Below are 18,890 nucleotides of genomic sequence, written 5' to 3'. Positions count from 1 at the left end.
ACCCATGTCGGTTAAACAATCAGCCCCCGGGCGGGCTGATTGTCACACACCTTTACGCACCAGTTCCGCGGCTTTCAGAAAAATGTCACCTTCAACGCCGTCGCCCCGGTTTCTGCCTTGCCGTTCAATTTCCTCAATAATCGTGTCCCGGCTAATTGACCTGCGTTCTGCAACCAGGCCAATCACTGCAGCGCCAATGGCTAATCCAATGAGTCCCGTCTGCTCATCATTGAACTTCATGCTAAGACCCTCTTGTTCTTTTCCGCACCTCAAAAAATTAGCACAAGGTTTATTTTTCGCCATTCTTAATAAATCTATATATATCAATTATATATTGTAAATTATTCGTGGATTGAAGCCATAAAAAACGCCTGAGGAGGGCCTCAGGCGCAGAGTCAATTAGGCTGAAAGGGGTCAGAACGACTGCCAGTTATCACCGGATGAGGCCAGCGCCAGGTTGGCAGGTTTGCGTAAACTTTTACTGCTCTTCTCAGCGGTGTGTCGGCTCGGGCTTGCCCCGGAATCAAACAGGGCGATGGCTTTGTTTAACCGCTCAGCTTCTTTTTCCAGTGAAACGGCGTTTGCTTTCGCTTCCTGCACCAGCACGGCGTTTTGTTGCGTCGCGCCATCCATTTCGGTCATGGCCTGGCCGATCTGTTCGATCCCGCGGCTCTGCTCTTCGGAAGCAACGGAGATCTCGGTCATTAATTTATTCACCTGCTCAACGGAGGTGATAATTTTTGCCATGGCACCGCCCGCTTCCTGAACCTGACCAGCACCGGTTTGCACACGGGTGACGGATTCCTGAATTAATGTTTCGATCTCTTTCGCAGCCTGTGCGCTTCTTTGCGCCAATGCACGAACCTCGCTGGCGACCACGGCAAAACCGCGACCCTGTTCGCCTGCACGTGCCGCTTCTACTGCTGCGTTCAGTGCCAGCAGGTTGGTCTGGAAGGAGATGCCATTGATCACCGTGGTGATGTCAGCAATTTTCTGCGAGCTTTCGGAAATTCCGTGCATCGTCTTCACCACCGTGGCGGTGATTTCGCCCCCTTTCTGTGCGGTATGTTGCGCTTCTTCTGTCAGTTTGCGTGCGTCGCGGACGTTTTCGGCATTATTGCGCACGGTCGATGTTAACTCTTCCATACTGGCTGCGGTCTGCTGCAGCGCGGCAGCCTGCTGATCGGTACGCCCGGAGAGTTCATCATTACCTTCACGGATCTGGTTAGTGCTGCGATAAATGGCACCTGAACTATCTTGAATCGTTTCAACTGTGGTGCGTAAGCTTTCCTGCATGCTCCGAATATACGGAATCAATTGCCCGGCGCAGTTACGGCCAAACTCATTCAGTTCATGGTTAAGCTTGCCTGCCGTTAACAGTTCCAGGTGACGTTTAATCAGACCAATCGGTTTGACCAGGAAGCCCACCAGATAGCGGTCGGTGAGGAACAGCGTCAAAACACCGGCTATCAGCGCGCTGATCAGGACATATTTATTAAAGACCACCTGAGAACGGGTCTGATCAAGTAAGTCGTTGGACTGAATGGCCTGGGTATATTTTTCCGCAGTGGCGCCAAACTGTACGCTCAGCGGCGGGTATGTTTTACGAAACAGTTCGCGAAACTGATCGGTTTGTTTCGTTTGTGCGGCATTCAGCATCGGTACAATGCCATTATTCAACAGGTTTTCCCAGTCACGAACCATGGTATCAACCACTTCTTTGTCCACGCCGGGGTGCTGCGCCTGGCGAAACTTCGCCAGCATATCTTGTGTGATGGCCAACGCTTTACCGGAGGAGGCAAAGGTCTTTTCTGCGTTAGCTTCGTCGCCAGACTGTTGAAAATCTACTGCGCGTAACATCCGGGTTACTGAGCGGAAATACTGATCATTGCCTTTTACCAGTAATGAGTAGGCATTTTTTTGTTCAGCATTCTGCGTTAATAAATTATCGATTCTTGAGAAGTTCTGAAATGTCAGAAAGGTGGCCATTGCCCAGATAATGCTGAATAACGACAGAATAATCAGCAGCATTTTACGGATAGTTATATCGCGAAGTATTTTCATCATGTTTCCCCCGGTAATAGATATTACCCTTCAGGTTGGTTTGCCCTGCAGTCCGGCTATTTTACCCTCCTGGTTATCGTGACCAGAACGCCTCAGGCGTTTATAAAACGGTCTTTTGTTTTTTTGAAAAAGCGTTTTATGCTATAGAAATTGATTTAAATCAATTTACGGATAATAGAACATAAGAAATGGTAATTTTCCAGTAGTTTCGTCACAGAAAAAAATTATATTTGTAGTGAGTGGATTGATAATTAGCAGACTCAGCGTTTTTCTGTTGCTAATAAATTATTTTCAACGCTAAAATTTGCGTTAAGTTTAATTTTTTCCAGGGTTGTGGGGCGGCTAATAAAATAGCCCTGAACAATGTCACATTGGTAAGATTTAAGCTGTTCCAGTTGTTCCAGTGTTTCCACACCTTCAGCGGTGACCTCCAGATTATAATCTTTTCCGAGGCCAATGATTTTTTCCACTATTTTGTGTGCGGTTTCAGAATCGTTCATCCCAAAGACAAATGACTTATCAATTTTGATGCCGTCAAAGGGGAAACAGTTCAAATAATGCAGTGAGGCATAACCGGTACCGAAGTCGTCAATAAGTAATTTGACGCCTAATGATTTTAACTCATGCATCACTGATTTTGTGGTATCCGGCCCATTGAGCGTAATATTCTCCGTCAATTCTAACTCCAGCCTTGATGCCGGGAATGCCGCTTTCTGCAACGCATTTTTAACCCGTGAGACCATCGATGGATCCCGGCACTCAACAGGAGAGATATTAACGGAAACAGACATGTTTTCAAAGTGTTGCCCCACTTCTTCGCACGCCTTGCGCAATACCCAATCGGTAAGATCCACAATAATACCGGTCTCCTCCGCCAGCGGTATAAACAGATCCGGCATTAATAAGCCGTAACCCGGATGTTGCCAGCGGACCAGGGCTTCGACAGAGGTAATGCGTGAGCTCCGAAGATCGTAGCGCGGCTGGTATAACAAAAACAGTTGCCCCTCATTAATAGCAACGCGTAATTCTCTTTCAAGTTCACGGCGTTGTACGATTTGTCTCGCCATGTCAGGCTGATAAAAGACATAATTATTTTTGCCGGCGTTTTTAGCTTTATAAAGCGCAATGTCGGAGTAGCGTAGTAAATCTTTTGCGGTCAGTGCATCTTTTGGTAATTGTGCAATACCAATGCTGACGCCAAGATGAATGTCATTGCCGTGAATAAATAGCGGCTGGTTAATTTCCGCAATGATCCGCTGACAGAACATCTGAATATCTTGTTCGTTTTCAACATCCGGTAAGATAACAATAAATTCATCACCACCCTGGCGGGCAACCAGGTCGGTGCTGCGTACACACTTACGTAATCTTTCTGAGACTTCGCTCAGTACTTTATCTCCCGCCGCATGACCGTACATGTCATTAATGGCTTTAAAATCATTAATATCAATACTCATCATGACCAGCGTTCCGGCCTGGGCATTGCTCGATAGCAGCTTACCATCCAGAAACTCTTTCATCATTAAGCGGTTCGGGAGCCCGGTTATTTCGTCGTGATGCGACAAATATTGAATCCGCGCATTGGTTTCCACTTCCAGTGTGACATCGGTGGCGGTGCCGCGAAAGCCAAGGCTACCATCCGCCAGCAATACACGCTTGAGCGTTAAGTTACAAAAGCGCGGGTTACCCAGCGCAGAGACATAACCACATTGCGAGAGGGTAAGGCAGTGACCAGGATGTGGTAACTCAAGCCAGGCGGCGAGAGTACTGTTTTCTCCGTCCAGAAAGTCGAGAAAACTGCGCCCCAGCCACTCTTCGATATGATTGCCGGTGACCACCGGAAAACGGGTGGAAATCCAGGTAAGTCGCAATTGTTCATCCGCTTCCCAGATCCAGTCGGTCGTGGTTTCCACCACATCGCGAAAACGGCGTTCGCTGGTGGATAGCGCCTGACGACTCTGCTCCAGCAGGAAGGTTTTTTCGTCGTTCATTCGCGCCCTGACTAATGCTTTACGCGCCAGACTCCAGGCGAAAAGCACGGAGGTTGTCATCAGCAGGACCAGCAGGGGAAGCACCCAGGTTAACAGCGTATCCGCCGGGTTTTTATTGTTCCATTGCAGGTCAAGTGATGTGTCGCCAACGTTAATCGTGGCTTTATTTTTGCCTTTGGCACCCGGTGTGGCGAGCGTAAGCTGATTAATGCCGTACTCTTCCCCCAGCCGCTGCAGTTTCGCGGGCGTTAATGTATCCATAAACACCATGAGCGAACGATCAGTCGGTCTGATAACGTCATCAGTATCGTCAGAGATGATCCAGGCCGCAGAAAGGATTGCTGGCATTCCGTTGCGCGTAACCAGATGCGAAATCGCCTGACCGTTGTTGGCCAGCAGCTCTTTTTTTAACGCATTAATGGGGTTAAAGCCGAGAGCTTGCTCAAGCGAAATGGTCTGCAACTGCCCGTCAACAACGCTGTAAGGTGTGGTGCCTGTCGGTGAGATAACAAATACGCCGTCATAACCAAATTTGGTGTATAGCGATGCCCCCAGATTTTTCTCATCCCACGCCCACTGCGTGTTTATCTGGCGATGCAAATTATCATACGCTTCGTCCCAGTCTGCGTTATCGGCGAGATGCAACCGGATGTTTTCCTGCGTATTTTCAAGCGCTTTGACTAATAAATGGGTGTCACGCTTATAGGTCGTCTGAATTAAGTCATTTTCTGTTTGAATCAGTGCAAACAAGATGGTCAGAAAAATAAAACTCATCAATGAAACCATCAAAATGATGGTTTGTTTCATGATGCTATGTGTGTTGCCGGTCTGAGGATAGGGCGTTTTGCCATCAGCTATACTCATACAATACCCTGTAAAACTGAGATCGTTCTGGTTCTTATCATCATTAACGGCAGATTGATGCATTTATTTAATACATTATGCCTGTTAATTGAGTATGAGCCTGTTTTTATGATGCGGCTGTTTTTTATTTTTGGGCACGGGAGATACTCTCGTTAACATTAATTTAGATTAAGTCAAAATAGTTAGAGTTAATTGAGTAACAACCATAATGGATGCGTTTTTTTTATTGTTTTGAATTTTCTGGTTTTTATTTCTTTTAAGAAAAAACGCAAACCGGAATGTGACAGTCTTTTTATTATTTTGGGTGCGGTGATAGCACCGGACGGTAAGGCAGTAATCCCTCCCACGGCGACGCCGTGAGAGGGTGAAATGGGTTATTTTTTCCCGTTCGGTTTTAGCTGCTCGCCGGGTTTCAGGCTGAACAGTTCATCATCACGCGTTGAGTAACGTACACTGCCATCGTCGAGGCGATAAGCCCCTTCGGTGAAACCCGCGCCATTCAGGAACGGGGCGACAGCATCCGGTTTCCCACGAAACGCGGCTTCCAGCGCCAGCAGGGCGTAGGGCGCGATGTTATCGATGTTGGCGTAGACATAGCCAGGATCGTCAACAAAGAAACCGTTCAGACGTTTGCTGGCGAGGATGTTATTCGCCACTTTATCCGCCAGTTCAAGGTAGCTTTTATTGCCGGTGGATTGCGACAGGTCGATCAGTGCGAAAATGGCGTACGGTTCGCTGTTTTGGGTATTCAGATCCAGCTTGCTGTTTTTACCGCCTGGTTCGCCAATGTCTCCCAGCCCCTGGCCCCGCGCAATGCCGCGCGCCACTTTCCATATTTCCGCATCCTGCTCCAGCGTCCAGGCGCGGGCGTAAGAGAGCAGAAACTCGTTGCCTGCCGGATAGGGTTTAAGCACCGTTCCTTTTTTACCGTAGTAGCCATCGCGTTTGAGCACGAAGCCCGAAAGATCGGTGCCGTTAGCCAGCATCGGGCGGAAGCTGTTGGTCTGCGCATCATAGGCATAGTGGGCGAAGGCTTTCAGGCCATCCAGCGTCCATTTTTTAATATCCTCGCCGTCGCGTCCCAGCGATTTTGCCAGCGCCAACTGCATTAATGCATTTTCCGAATAGAGGGTGCTGGTGCGGCCTTTCAGCATCATATTGCCTTCCAGCGCGTCCGGGCCGAATTCCGGGCCAAACTGACGCTGTGCGCGATCGCCATATTTCGAGTGGGTATCCGTGTCGTCGGTGGTTTCAGCGCGTTTCAGCGCCTGGGTGAACTGATAAACGCCCAGTCCGGTCTTTTTATCGCGGGGTAGCACGTACTGTTGCGCCAGTCGCTTCGCCCAGGTCAAGGCACCTTGTTCATGATCGTATTGCCAGAGCAGGGAAGCGGAATAGATCAGGTCGTTCCCGGCATTCAGGAAACTCAGCCCTTTGGTGGCGAAGAACGGTGGCTGTTGTTCAAAATCGCTGGCCCACAGCTTGCCCATTGCTTTGCCGTATTCGCCATGACGACTGGTTTCAAGTATTTTCCAGTCATAAACATGCGCATTCCAAAACGCGCGGATAAAACGTGCGGTGGCGGGTTTATCAACGGCAAACATCAACTCGTAGTACGGGTAGGCATTTTTCAGCTCATGCACTTTCTCTTTTTCGCTGGGCCCTTCCGGTTGCAGCGTCTTTAGATCAATAAAGCGGTGCCCGCCCCAGAGCAGCAAGCCGCTCTTATCCTGATAGTGTTGGAAATAGTAGCGCACGTTGTTTTCGGCGAGTTGCTTGTAGGTCGGATCGCCGGTCAAATTACTCAGCCCCACCAGGACGCGCATCAGGTTCTGCTGCGCCGAAAAGTTTGACAGCACGGCGGTTCTCCCGTCGGGGAAGATCCACACCATCTGCTTGCCGGTGCGCGGATCCACGCCATTTGCCAGCAACGGTACGCCAGGGTGCTGTTTATCGCCAGCTTTATCAATAACCGTATCGGCAAAGGTTTTTACGCTGCTCAGTCGTGCGCTCTCCTGTGCCGCGGCGTGATAAGAGAAGAGGCTTACCAGACTCATTGTGAGCGCCAGTGTTGAACGTTTCATTTTTCATCTCATCCTAAAAAGGGATTTCCACCGAAATCCCTGAATCATTTGGACAACCTGCCCCTCACATCAGAAGTTATATTTCACACCTACACGATAACGGGTCTGACGTTCATCGGTGTATTTACTGCCGGACACGTTACCTACAGCAACGTAAGGCGACCAGTTTTTATCCAGCTTGTAGGTTAATTTAAAATCATGTGACCAGTCATAGTTTTCGTTGTCGGCAATCAGGACACCCGCAGAAGTGGCGTGTTTGTAATCCAGTTCGTAGTCGAGCTGGTAATCATTAAACAGTTTCCAGGAGATGACAGCAGTCAGGTTGTAGCCGTTTTCGCTGGTCTCTTTTGTGGTGCCGATATTGCCGGAGTTGCGCTTATAGTAAGGGCGGTAGCGCAACGTGGCACCGACATCGCTGGTGATGTTCATTTTTCCGCGCAGATACGGGCGGTAATTGTTAGAGTTGGAACTGGAATCCAGTGAGAACCCCGGCTCAATCTGAAACGTGGGGTTGATTTTATAAACATAGCTGGCAACCACTTCGGTGCCGTTGCTGACCGTTTCGTGATAAGCCTTGTCTTTATTCTGCGAACCTTTCCATTTGCCCTCCAGCGACAAACCAAAACCATTGGCAAAACGGTGTGACATTAATAAACGGTCTTTGTGGTTATTTCCTCCGCTGTCATTAATTTCATGACGATAATCAAATGTCACAGCATGGGCGGCAATGCTTATTAAAGGTACGGTAACGAATAAAAGCGTGCGTAACATAAAAACCCCTATTATTTATAGTCAAAAGGTACAAGGTGTCCTCTGCAAAATTGCAGATGATTTAATTCAATGAGGAGTGGGTAATTCACTCTCATTGCAAAGTGATATAATTAGCAAGTCTAATTATTATGCCGAATATAGTTACCGGTTATTGCTAAAGATAACCGCGGCGAGACTGCATATTTAAAGTGGCGTGTGGTGCCGGGTGCCTCCCGGTGAATTGCAGGCCGATCTCCACAATTCGTCCATAAAAATGGGACCTCATTGAGGTTAATTTCCTATCAGCATGACCCCACCGCTTAGGGGGATTCACCACACAGAATATGTTGTTAAGGATCATTGAATCATTACTCAGTAACAGGTTTCTTTGTTTTAATCGATAACAATGAATTAACTGGAATGGACTTTTACACAATTTGAAATGATGTTTTGAGACTAAGATCGAACTTTAAAGAGAGAATAAAAAATAGTAAAAATACGTTTATAAAGATAATCTCATTGAAAATAAATGATTTGAAATCAAGTTGTTATGTGTCTTTTGTGCAGAGATTTATACGGCCGTTATAATGATATTTCGGGGGGTGAATAAATGGCGTGATAAATTTATTCCTGGAATAAAAAGCGAACATTTGACAAAAAATGCAATACACTGGGAACATCGATAAGCGAGACATAAGAGACATCATCACCGCGTTGTTCTCTTTGCCGCATAAACAAAACCTCAACAAGCCAGTTCTGGCGAGTTGATCTGCCTGACAACATCAAGAACAATCAGGAAAAACAGTAAATGCCTCCGTCTTCGGAGAGCCAAAATAAAAACATTACCTCTGGAGTACCTACATGACAATCTATGGGAAGGATCGCCTTTTCATTTATGGAATTGAAAAAATACTCAGGGAACTGCGTCTGGAAAATCGTCGCCATTCCCGCAACAGCGAATCGGCAATATACGTGACCACGGGTATGGATATTGTGGAAATGTACGCGTTGTTTTTCTCTCATCCCCCCGGTCATTACGCCATTTTTATCTCTTCCGAACGCCATTTTGATTCGCTCACACTGCTTTTCCCCGGACTGGTAAAATTGTGCCTGGCGGAAAATATCCGCCCTGAAGAATTGCGTCAGGCACTAAACGTAATGACACTCCTGTCGGAGCAAAACCGACATCCTGGTTATCACCACCGCACCTTCAAATTCACCCGTGCCGAACAACAGGTCATGCGATTATTGCTGCGTGGGCATTCAGTAGATGATATCGCCCGCATTCGCGGCGTGAGCCCGACTACCGTTAGCGTGCAGCGTAACGGCATGATGAAGCGCACCGGCACCCGTAGCCTGCAGGAGCTGTGCTCGGTGTATGCCGCCATGCGCAGTGGCGCAGAGCGGCCATCGGCTAATAGCGCTGCGGGCGTAAAAGCGTTAAAAAAAGCGCCTTGCGGCGCTTAAAAAAGAACAAACACAATCAACACGGTGTTGCGAAGTACATCAACAGGTTTTCGCTAAAAAGTCACTGACGGTCTTCATGCACAACTGCCGCTCTTCGACATGGGGCATATGGCTGGAGGATTCAAATATCACCCATTGCGCCCCGGTAATATTGTCCATAAACGGTTGAACGACTTCCGGTGTGGCTTCATCGTAGCGCCCGGAAATTAGCAGCGTTGGCGCGCGAACCCGGTGCAGCCTGTCGATAATTGTCCAGTTCTTCATACTGCCGATGACGTGAAATTCCGTCGGGCCATTCATTGCGTGGTACACCGTGGGGTCGGCATCCATCGCCGCGAAGGTGCGTTTTACCTCGTCAGGCCAGGGGGAGAGGCGACAAACGTGGCGCTGATAAAACACCTGACTTGCGGCTTTATAGTCTGGGCTGTCCAGCGTGCCCGCCGCTTCATGTTTCAGCAGTGTTGCCTGTACATCCGGCGGTAGCTCTGCCCGCAGCTTTGCCGCGCCCTCCAGCCATAACGCCATCGAAGCCGGGGAGTCAGCAATGATCACGGCTTTTAAGCCCTGCGGTTGATTTACCGCGTGCTCCGCCGCCAGCATGCCGCCCCAGGACTGGCCGAGCAGCGCGTAATCATCGGCAATTGCCAGCGTGTGCAGTAAATTGTTCAGTTCGTCGAGAAACAGCGAAGGGTGCCAGAAATCCGGGCTTTTCTGCGGCAGATGGGTCGAGCGCCCATTACCCAACTGATCGTAGTGGATCACTGCGCGCCCGGTTTCGGCGATATCTCTGAAGGCGTCGACGTAATCGTGGGTGCAGCCCGGTCCGCCGTGGGCGACAACCAGCGGCGTCTGTCCGTTGTGCAGATCGCCGCAAATGCGAAACCAGGTCTGGTATTCCCGGAAGGGGGCATAGCCTTCGCGAATGGTGTACATGAATGACGTTTACCCTGTTAAGTGAACCGACTTTCAGGTTAGAACGTCGACGGCACGACTGAACACTAGCAAAAATGCTAGTTCTTAACTGTCCAGCAAACGGTAATGCAATGCGCGGACCACCGCCTGCACGCGGTTTGTCGCGCCGAGTTTTTTGGCGGCCGTGTTCAAATGCAGCGTGACCGTCGCTACCGAACGGTGCAGTTTGCGGGCAATCTCTTTAGCCGTCAGTCCTTCTGCGGACCACGCCAGGCATTCGCGCTCGCGGTTGCTCAGTTTGACATGGCGACAGGTGCGCATTGAGGCGTCGAACAGCGGAAACGCCGACTCCTGAAAGCGGTGTGCGAGAAACGTCAGTTGCGCCAGCGTATCGCTGATATCCCGCTCCTGCTGCTGGCGGGCAACAATACCGGTCAGCGTAACAAACCCGCCATTTGGCAGATGCAACGGCACCGTCGCGCCGCACGGCATATTGTGATCGCGCATATAATGGGTCACTTGCCGTGCGGCGTTATCCAGCCGTCCCTGCAACACGCTGCGATCCGGGCGTTGATAGGACCAGACAAACGGCGCACAGCTTTCCAGCGCAAAGTGCTGAACCGGGTCCACCTGGTAGTAACCCCGTTCACACCACAGCTGGCGCATGTCTTGCGGTACATTGCGCATTTCCAGCAGCGAGGGCGTGATAAGGTCGCCTTCCAGCGAGCGCGGAACCGGCGTGTAGTCATAAATCACCGCATCAAAACCCAGGGCTTGCGTTTGCGCGAACAGCCCGTCGAAAGCCTCTTCCAGCCTGTTGACGTCCGCAGCGGCAGGACGTTCGATTTCAACCCGCATCATTACCCCCTCACGTTACGTGCCGCCATGCCACGGGCATGGTTTGTGCAAATTCACCGTCACCTCAACGAAGGTATGCAATTCCGGTGCCGCCCGTGAGAGGACGCAAAACTAGTATTTTTGCTAACTACCCAGCTCCCGGCGATGCCGTTAGCGTAAAGAAAACGCCCGGACAACCGGGCAGTACGCAGATCATTCAATGTGTGTTGCACCAACGCAGGGCGCTTTTTCTACCGCTTCCGACATGCTGCACCACAGGAGTTCGCTGATGCATCGTTACCGATTTTTGTTATTCCGCCCGCTGCAACTGCTGCCGGTATTACTGGGGATCAGCATCATTACGTTTGCCATGGTGCGGGCAATCCCCGGCGATCCGGCGCGTATTTTGTTGGGCGTGCGCAGCACCCCGGAGGCACTGGCGCGCATTCGTGCGCAATTCGGACTGGATGAACCGTTGTGGGTACAGTACGGCTACTTTCTGCGCAATCTGTTACAGGGTGAACTAGGCAAATCCATCGTTTACCGCGTCGATACGCTCAAACTCATCAGCTCGCGCATTGAGCCCACGCTGTGGCTGGTACTCGGCAGCGTCGTGCTGGCCGTGTTGTTGACCGTACCGCTGGCGGCGCTGGCGGCGCGGCAGCGAGGACGCGTCGCCGATCAGTGCATTCGCCTGTTCACCACCGCCGGGCTGGGTTTTCCCGCCTTCTGGCTTGGCATCATGCTGATCATCGTTTTTAGTGTGGTGCTGGGCTGGTTCCCGGTGTCGGGCTACGGCAGCGATTTTACCGACCATTTGCACCATATGGCATTGCCCTGTCTGACCGTGGCGCTGGCACTGTCAGCGGTGCTGATTCGTAACCTGCGCGCCAGCCTGCTGATGGAGATGAACAGCGATTATGTGATTGCCGCCAGAGCTCGCGGACAGCGCGAAAACCGCATTTTCTGGCGTCATGTCTTTCCCAACTCGCTGGTGCCGACCCTCAACTTACTGGCAGTCAATATTGGCTGGCTGATTGGCAGTACGGTGGTGATTGAAAGCGTGTTTGCCATTCCGGGGCTTGGACAACTGCTGGTGAAAGCGATTTTCAGCCGCGATTACATGGTGGTGCAAGGGGTGGTGATGGTCTTTGTGCTGGCCACGGTGATGGTCAATCTGCTGGCGGACGTGTTGACGGTGGCGCTGGATCCGAGGGTAACACTATGAATGCGATAGCGGCGATTGCCGGGTTACGGTGTCGGGTTTTGCCCCGTCAGCATGCGCTCAGCGCCGGGATTATCATCGTGGGCTTATGGCTGCTGGCCGCACTGCTGGCACCCTGGCTGGCGCCATTTGATCCCATCACGCAGGATGCCGCCGCCAGTTTACTGCCTCCGGGCCGTGTTCATCTGCTCGGCACGGACAACTTCGGTCGCGACATCTTTTCCCGCGTGGTATGGGGCGCACGGGTGGATCTGCAAATCTGCCTGTTGGGGGTGCTGTTCCCTTTTATGCTCGGCACCACGCTTGGCGCACTGTCGGGGTATCTCGGTGGCCTGGCGGATGCAACGATCATGCGGGTTATCGATATTGTGCTGGCGTTCCCGTTTCTGGTGCTGATGCTGGCGATCATCGCCATCCTCGGGCCTGGGCTTGGCAGTTTTTATATCGCCATGGCGATGGTGGGTTGGGTCTCTTACGCCCGGTTGGGGCGTGCGCAGGTGCTGACACTAAAACAGCGGGATTTCATTCTGGCGGTACGCAGTCTTGGTTATGGGCATTCGCGTATTTTGTTTCGCCATCTGTTACCGAACGCCCTGACTGGCGCAGTGGTGTTTTCCATGTCGGACTGTGTGCTGGTGCTGCTGAACGGTGCGGCGGTCAGTTACCTCGGCCTGGGTGTCCAACCGCCCACAGCGGAGTGGGGGGTAATGGTGGCGGAAGGGCAGAGCTTTATTACGACCGCATGGTGGATAACCACCTTTCCGGGGCTGGCGATCGTCCTGCTCGCCATGGGGTTCAGCCTGATTGCCGATGGCCTGGGTGACAAACTGGGAGAGCGAGTATGACCTTGCTGAAGGTAACGCAGTTAACCATTTCCCGCACACCGGACATTGCGCTGGTGGATAAGGTCTCTTTTCAACTGAACGCCGGGGAGATGCTGGGGCTGGTGGGGGAGAGCGGCTCCGGGAAAACGGTCACCTGCCGGGCGTTGATGCGTTTGCTCCCCGGCCAGGGGTTGCAGATCACCGGCGGCGAAGTGGTGCTCGGCGGGCGGGATATTTTGTCGCTCAGTGAAGCGCAGATGTCGGCGGTGCGTGGGCGAGAAATTGGCATGATTTTCCAGAATCCCGCCAGCCACCTTAACCCGGTGATGACAATTGGCGATCAGATCGCGGAGAGCCGCCGCCTGCATTTTGGCGTCAGCCGGGCGCAGGCGCGAGAGGACGCTAAAGCATTGTTGCGCCAGGTGGGCATTCCGGATCCGCAAAATCGGGTCAACAACTATCCCCACGAGTTTTCGGGCGGTATGCGCCAGCGGGCGATGATTGCCGTGGCGCTGGCACCGGAACCGTCGCTGCTGATTGCCGATGAACCGACAACTGCACTCGATGTCACCGTACAGATGCAGATCCTGCGCCTGCTGAGCGATCTGCGTCAGCAACTGGGGGTGGCGATGATCATGATCACCCACGATCTCGGCGTGGTGGCACAAACCTGCGACCGTATTGCGGTGATGTACGGCGGGCGGCTGTGCGAGGTGGGCAGCAAACGCGACGTGCTGGCGCAGCCGCTGCATCCTTACACTCGCGGGCTGATTGATTGCCAGCCGTTAAGCGACGGCGGGAAGGGGCGCTTTGTCACCATTGATGGGCAACCGCCGATGGCCGATCGGTTTCCGGTGGGGTGTCGTTTTCATCCCCGCTGCCAGCGGGCCAGTGCTGATTGCCAACACCAACCTGCGTTGCTGACCAGACGCGACAGTCTGAGCCATGCGGCGGCCTGTCATCACGCTTTACAGCCACTCACACACCGGGAGAGATAATGTCCACTTCTGCCACTTGGCCGCTGCTGGAGGCGGATAACGTCTCAGTGACGTTTCCGGTTTCCGGCGGTCTGCTAAGTAAAAAACGCGTCGTCCAGGCGGTGAGCCAGGTGACATTGGCCCTTCATGCCGGGGAGACCCTCGGCCTGGTGGGCGAGTCCGGTAGCGGCAAAAGCACGCTTGGTAGGGCGCTATTACAGCTTGAACGAGTTTCCGCAGGCGACGTACGTTTTGATGGACACCGTATTACACACGGCCTGAAGAGCGACGTGGCACGTTTACGTGAGCAAACGGCAATGATTTTTCAGGATCCTTTTGCCTCGCTCAATCCGCGTCAGACGCTGGGCGAAAGCATTGCCGAAGTGCTGCGGGTTCATCAAAAAGTCCCACGCCATGCGGTCGCAGCCAGGGTGGCGGAACTGCTCACGCTGGTAGGGTTACGCCCGGAGCAGGCCAGTGCCAGACCTGGGCAGTTGAGTGGTGGTCAATGTCAGCGTGCAGGGATCGCCCGCGCGTTGGCGATTGAACCCCGATTGATTGTGGCGGATGAGTGCGTTGCCGCGCTGGATGTCTCGATTCAGGGGCAAATTGTCAATTTGCTGATGGATCTGCGCGACAAAATGGGGCTGGCGATTCTGTTTATCGCCCACGATCTGGCGATTGTCCGCCGTTTGTGCGATCGGGTGGCGGTGATGTACCTCGGGCGCATTGTTGAAGAGGGGCCTGCGGAAGCGGTATTTACCCGGCCCCGTCATCCTTATACCGCGGCGCTGGTTGCCGCGATTCCGGAAATCGATCCGGATAAACCGTTACCGGACACGGCGCTGGGTGGCGAGCCGCCGAGTCCGATTGCTGTTCCACAAGGCTGCGCTTTTCATCCGCGCTGCCCTTACGCGCAGGTGCAGTGTCGCACCGACGCTCCTCCCACCCGGCAGATAGCCGATCACGCCTGGACCTGTGTGCTCACGCATGCAGGCGATAAGACGGTTTTTCCTTTAACTGAGGGATCCTTTGATGAAGCACAAGCATGTTAAGTTTTTGACGGCCAGCGTGTTCCTTGCGCTGAGCGTGGTGAGCGAAATGGCGCAGGCGGCCGGGGTGTTAACCATTGGTCGTCGTGAAGACAGTACCACCTTCGATCCGATCAAATCGGCGCAAAACGCCGACAACTGGGTATTTTCCAACGTTTTCGATCCGCTGGTGCGGGTGGATAAAACCGGCACCAAACTGGAGCCCGGCGTCGCGGAAAGCTGGAGCGTTTCACCGGATGGCAAGGTCTATACCTTTAAAATTCGCGATACCCAATTTTCCGATGGCACACCGCTTACCGCCAGCGATGCGGCGTTCAGCTTGTTGCGCATCCGGGATGATGCCGGATCGCTGTGGCGCGACTCTTACAGCATTATCGCCAGCGCCGAAGCGGCGGACCCGCGTACGCTGGTGGTGACACTGAAATCCCCGTCTGCGCCGTTCCTGTCGCAACTGGCGTTGCCAAACGCGTCGGTCATCTCCGAGAAAGCCTTAAAAACAGAAGGGGCGGAAACCTTTGCGGAAAAACCGGTGGGTTCCGGCGCGTTTAGCGTCAAGGAGTGGGTGCGCGGCGAAAAAATCGTGCTGGTGAAGAACCCACACTTCTGGCAGGCGAAAAATGTCAGCCTTGATGAAGTGGACTGGTTAACCATTCCGGATGACAACACCCGCATGCTGAAAGTGCAGGCCGGGGAGCTGGATGCTGCACTGACGGTGCCCTTCTCGCGTATTGCGTCGCTGCAAAAAGACGGCAATCTGAAGGTGGAGTTAGATCCCTCAACCCGTGAAGATCATCTGCTGATTAACCACTCACATGGGGCGCTGGGCAACGTGGAGGTGCGTCAGGCGCTGGATTTTGCCATTGATAAAGAGGCCATCGTGAAAACCGTGACCTTTGGTTATGGCCAGGTGGCGAATTCGTATATCCCCGCGGGGGCGGTCTATCACTACAACGATAACCTGCGCCGCGCTTACGATCCGGAAAAAGCCAAACAGATGCTGAAAGCTGCGGGGGCGTCGGATCTGACGCTGAACTATGTGGTGAACGCCGGGGACGAGGTGGACGAACAAATCGCCATTCTGCTGCAACAGCAACTGGCGAAAGCGGGCGTGAAGGTAAATCTGCAGAAAGTCGATCCGAGCCAGAGCTGGGATATGCTGGTGGCGGGTGAGTACGATATTTCGGTGATGTACTGGACCAACGATATTCTCGATCCGGACCAGAAGACCACTTTTGTGCTGGGCCATGACACCAACATGAACTACATGACGCGCTATAAAAACGACACGGTGAAGGCGCTCGTGGCGGCCGCCCGTGTTGAAATGGATGCGAAAAAGCGCGAGCAGATGTATATCGACCTGCAAAAAATGGCGAAAGCGGACGTGAACTGGATCGATCTCTATTACAGCCCGTACCGCAACGTTACCCGGAAAAATATCGACGGTTTCTACCAGAACCCACTGGGGCGTTTCTTCCTGGAAGATACGGTGAAGAAATAAGCGCCAGCCTGAAAGCATGGCGTGTCCCCGGTTAGCAGGCGTTTGCTAACCGGGGAGAGGCGTTAACGGAAAGCCGCAAGGAAACGTTGCACCAGCGGTTTTGTTTCTTCTTTTCTCCATACCATGTGCAGCGTCACGTCAAGCGGTAGCCACGGCAGCGTAACGACTGTCACATTATCCGATGCAATAGACGCCAGGCTTTGTTGAATGAAGGTAAAACCCAGGCCCGCTTCGACACATGACAGCGCGGCCAGTGGCCCGCACACCTCCAGGCTGATGCGCGGCGTAAAGCCCTTTTTCTGACATGCCTCAAGTAAACGCCGGCGTGCTGCCGGGTTCAGGCTCTCTTGCTCTGCTATCCACGGATGATTATGCAGCCCGTCGGGCGTTGGATCGCGAAGGGCTTTCGCTTTCGGCATCGCCAGCATCACGGGTTCGCTGAAGATCTTTTTCTGACAAAAAGGCGCGTCTGCGGCGGGCGGCGTGTGTAAAAACGCAATATCAATGACCCGATCCTGTAGCTGTTCAAGCTGTTGTTTTGAACGCATGGCATGCAGACGAATGTCGATATCGGGTGATAAATCCAATGCGGCAAGAGTATCGGGCAGGAGGTGGGAGTGAATGGCGGCTTCGACATAGCCGATATCAATCCGCCCGGTATTCGCCCGACCAAGGTGTTTTCCATGTTCTTTCAGACGATCGTAGTGCTGAAGAAAAGGCCCCACTTCATCGAGGAATTTCTCACCTTCGGTCGTCAAATGGAGTCGCTTTTTCTCACGATGAAAGAGCACAACCCCGAGCTCATCTTCAAGGAGTTGAATTTGCCGACTCAGCGGCGATGACGAAATATTCAGCCTTTCTGCCGCCTGTCCTATGTGTTCAAGCTGGGCAACAACGGCAAACGAACGCAGCAGTTTTATGTCCACAACAAATTGGGTCTCAACTGGGTTAAAAATGACACTGGCCAGAGTGGATAGTTAACCTCAATATTATCGGCATGAACACTGAATACGTAACCTATTGAAAATAAACCATTCACACAAAGGAGTACGCTGATGTTTATTGTCATGCTGAAATATAAGACGTCGTTAAATCAGGTGGATGACGTTGTTGCAGCGCACCGCGCGTTTCTCGATGAGGGCTATGAAAAGAACTATTTTCTGGCTTCCGGCCCGATGAATCCGCGCAGCGGCGGCGTGATTTTAACCCGTGCGCTGCCGCGTACGACGCTGGATGCGGTTTTGCAAAACGATCCCTTTTACCGGGAAGGGATCGCCGATTATGAGGTCGTTGAATTCGACCCGGTCAAATGCACCGCCGGGATGACGGCTGCGCTGGCAAAATAGATCTGCAGGGTGATAGCCGGGTGAGGGCACATCGCGTGCCCTTGCGTGTTAAAACACCGCCACATGCAAAACGGTGCGGATTAAGATGCCGACAATCGCGCCGGGCAGCGCAAAGCGAAACAGCCGGACAAAGCGGCTGGCGATGCCTAAAAAGATGCCGATGCCGGGTAAATCCAGCGTCTGTACCAGGAACCCCGCAGAGGCGTTGATTTGCTGTGCCGTGAGCTGGCCGTGCTGCACCATTTCAGACGCCACGCCAAAATAGGCGGTACCGCCTGCCATGCACTTAGTGAGTGCCAGCAGCACATACACGCTTGAGATATTGAAAAAGGAGAGTAACGGCGTAAGCAACGAGGTTAACGCTTCTACCGCGCCTGCGGCTTTCAGCAATCCCACCACGGTTAACGACAACAGCAGCATCGGCAAGGAACCCAGCGACAGACGAATCGCATCTGCGCCTGCGCCATTAATCACGGCAATCAACCCTGCGCGCGGTTTATCCCGCTGCCGCTCGCTCTCCTCGTCACGCAGCGTGACCTGTGAGAGTTTTCGCCCGGTCACATAATAGGTCAGGGTGGAGGCGGCCAGACCGCCGACCAGTGAAATGGCGATGGCCATTCCCCAGTGCAGACCAAACGGGGTGAGAGGATAAAAAACGTTCGCCTGACCCATCGCGAAAAGCATCGCCAGCGTTGCCGCCAGATGGCGGTCAGAGGCACCTCTTTTTTCCATCAGCGCCAGCGAGGCGAGGGGGGCAGCAAAACTGACAAAGTTAAGCTGGATCAGCGCAAAAATGCCCATACCGCTGATGCCAAAGGGTTTCAGAAGTGGTGCAGTAAGGCGAACAATGGCATCCAGCACGCCTTTCTCTTCCAGGTATTTCATCATGATGAGCATCACCACCATGATCGGCAGCAAGGTATATAACGCGACATCTACCGAGACTTTGCCCGCCGCCATGATGACTTCAATGATATTCATTACTGACTCCGGTGACTG

At 52.6% G+C, this 18,890-nt stretch carries 16 protein-coding genes; 7 read left to right on the top strand and 9 right to left on the bottom strand.

Features of this window, described 5'->3' with window-relative positions; all coding sequences use genetic code 11:
* Positions 1-42 precede the first annotated feature (42 nt).
* The 5 genes from GA0061071_RS06525 to GA0061071_RS06505 all read right to left on the bottom strand — a co-directional run bounded on the left by GA0061071_RS06525 (position 43) and on the right by GA0061071_RS06505 (position 7,774).
* Positions 43-240 carry a hypothetical protein gene (locus GA0061071_RS06525; protein ID WP_061496956.1) on the bottom strand — a complete coding sequence of 66 codons (198 nt, stop codon included), beginning with the start codon at positions 238-240 and terminating at the stop codon, positions 43-45.
* Between the two features lie 174 nt (positions 241-414).
* Positions 415-2,064 carry a methyl-accepting chemotaxis protein gene (locus GA0061071_RS06520; protein ID WP_088236835.1) on the bottom strand — a complete coding sequence of 550 codons (1,650 nt, stop codon included), beginning with the start codon at positions 2,062-2,064 and terminating at the stop codon, positions 415-417.
* A 260-nt stretch (positions 2,065-2,324) separates the two neighbouring features.
* The gene (locus tag GA0061071_RS06515) at positions 2,325-4,919 is read right to left on the bottom strand and encodes a bifunctional diguanylate cyclase/phosphodiesterase (RefSeq protein ID WP_245191402.1); all 2,595 of its coding nucleotides are present in this window, start codon (positions 4,917-4,919) and stop codon (positions 2,325-2,327) included.
* Positions 4,920-5,293: 374 nt separating this feature from the next.
* Complete coding sequence (locus GA0061071_RS06510) at positions 5,294-7,003, bottom strand: pectate lyase (RefSeq protein WP_088236722.1); 1,710 nt, start codon at positions 7,001-7,003, stop codon at positions 5,294-5,296.
* A 69-nt stretch (positions 7,004-7,072) separates the two neighbouring features.
* On the bottom strand, positions 7,073-7,774 hold the full coding sequence (locus GA0061071_RS06505; protein WP_061496950.1) for an oligogalacturonate-specific porin KdgM family protein: 702 nt from the start codon (positions 7,772-7,774) through the stop codon (positions 7,073-7,075).
* Between the two features lie 840 nt (positions 7,775-8,614).
* Here GA0061071_RS06505 and GA0061071_RS06500 point away from each other — a divergent pair.
* Entirely contained in the window at positions 8,615-9,220 is a 606-nt protein-coding gene (locus GA0061071_RS06500; RefSeq protein ID WP_061496949.1) for a helix-turn-helix transcriptional regulator, read from the top strand.
* Between the two features lie 39 nt (positions 9,221-9,259).
* Here the strand turns inward: GA0061071_RS06500 and GA0061071_RS06495 are convergent, their stop codons facing one another.
* Both GA0061071_RS06495 and GA0061071_RS06490 read right to left on the bottom strand, forming a co-directional pair.
* Positions 9,260-10,153, bottom strand: coding sequence for a proline iminopeptidase-family hydrolase (locus GA0061071_RS06495; RefSeq protein ID WP_088236721.1), 894 nt, complete (start codon positions 10,151-10,153; stop codon positions 9,260-9,262).
* 84 nt (positions 10,154-10,237) lie between these two features.
* Positions 10,238-10,993, bottom strand: coding sequence for a LuxR family transcriptional regulator (locus tag GA0061071_RS06490; RefSeq protein WP_061496944.1), 756 nt, complete (start codon positions 10,991-10,993; stop codon positions 10,238-10,240).
* 265 nt (positions 10,994-11,258) lie between these two features.
* On the opposite strand from GA0061071_RS06490, the gene GA0061071_RS06480 reads away from it, so the two are divergent.
* Genes GA0061071_RS06480 through GA0061071_RS06460 form a run of 5 tightly spaced genes read left to right on the top strand, consistent with a single transcriptional unit; the run spans position 11,259 to position 16,545 of the window.
* Positions 11,259-12,197, top strand: coding sequence for an ABC transporter permease (locus GA0061071_RS06480; protein WP_088236719.1), 939 nt, complete (start codon positions 11,259-11,261; stop codon positions 12,195-12,197).
* Positions 12,194-13,039, top strand: coding sequence for an ABC transporter permease (locus tag GA0061071_RS06475; RefSeq protein ID WP_088236718.1), 846 nt, complete (start codon positions 12,194-12,196; stop codon positions 13,037-13,039). The genes GA0061071_RS06480 and GA0061071_RS06475 overlap by 4 nt, the downstream gene beginning before the upstream one ends.
* Positions 13,036-14,016 (top strand): ABC transporter ATP-binding protein, encoded by a 981-nt coding sequence (locus tag GA0061071_RS06470; RefSeq protein ID WP_088236717.1) that lies wholly within the window; start codon positions 13,036-13,038, stop codon positions 14,014-14,016. The genes GA0061071_RS06475 and GA0061071_RS06470 overlap by 4 nt, the downstream gene beginning before the upstream one ends.
* The gene (locus GA0061071_RS06465; protein WP_061496936.1) at positions 14,016-15,050 is read left to right on the top strand and encodes an ABC transporter ATP-binding protein; all 1,035 of its coding nucleotides are present in this window, start codon (positions 14,016-14,018) and stop codon (positions 15,048-15,050) included. Before GA0061071_RS06470 ends, GA0061071_RS06465 begins: the two co-directional genes overlap by 1 nt.
* Positions 15,031-16,545 (top strand): ABC transporter substrate-binding protein, encoded by a 1,515-nt coding sequence (locus tag GA0061071_RS06460; RefSeq protein ID WP_088236716.1) that lies wholly within the window; start codon positions 15,031-15,033, stop codon positions 16,543-16,545. Before GA0061071_RS06465 ends, GA0061071_RS06460 begins: the two co-directional genes overlap by 20 nt.
* 62 nt (positions 16,546-16,607) lie before the next feature.
* Here GA0061071_RS06460 and GA0061071_RS06455 read toward each other — a convergent pair whose 3' ends face one another.
* Positions 16,608-17,471, bottom strand: a complete 864-nt coding sequence (locus tag GA0061071_RS06455) for a LysR family transcriptional regulator (protein ID WP_088236715.1) — start codon at positions 17,469-17,471, stop codon at positions 16,608-16,610.
* 129 nt (positions 17,472-17,600) lie between these two features.
* On the opposite strand from GA0061071_RS06455, the gene GA0061071_RS06450 reads away from it, so the two are divergent.
* Entirely contained in the window at positions 17,601-17,891 is a 291-nt protein-coding gene (locus GA0061071_RS06450) for a YciI family protein (protein WP_061496931.1), read from the top strand.
* A gap of 48 nt (positions 17,892-17,939) precedes the next feature.
* Here GA0061071_RS06450 and GA0061071_RS06445 read toward each other — a convergent pair whose 3' ends face one another.
* Positions 17,940-18,872, bottom strand: coding sequence for a nucleoside recognition domain-containing protein (locus GA0061071_RS06445; protein WP_061496929.1), 933 nt, complete (start codon positions 18,870-18,872; stop codon positions 17,940-17,942).
* Between the last annotated feature and the right edge of the window lie 18 nt (positions 18,873-18,890).

The organism is Kosakonia oryzendophytica, from assembly GCF_900094925.1.
Lineage (GTDB): Bacteria > Pseudomonadota > Gammaproteobacteria > Enterobacterales > Enterobacteriaceae > Kosakonia > Kosakonia oryzendophytica.
The sequence above is the reverse complement of the archived record's forward strand: the minus strand, read 5'-3'. Positions and strand labels throughout refer to the sequence as shown.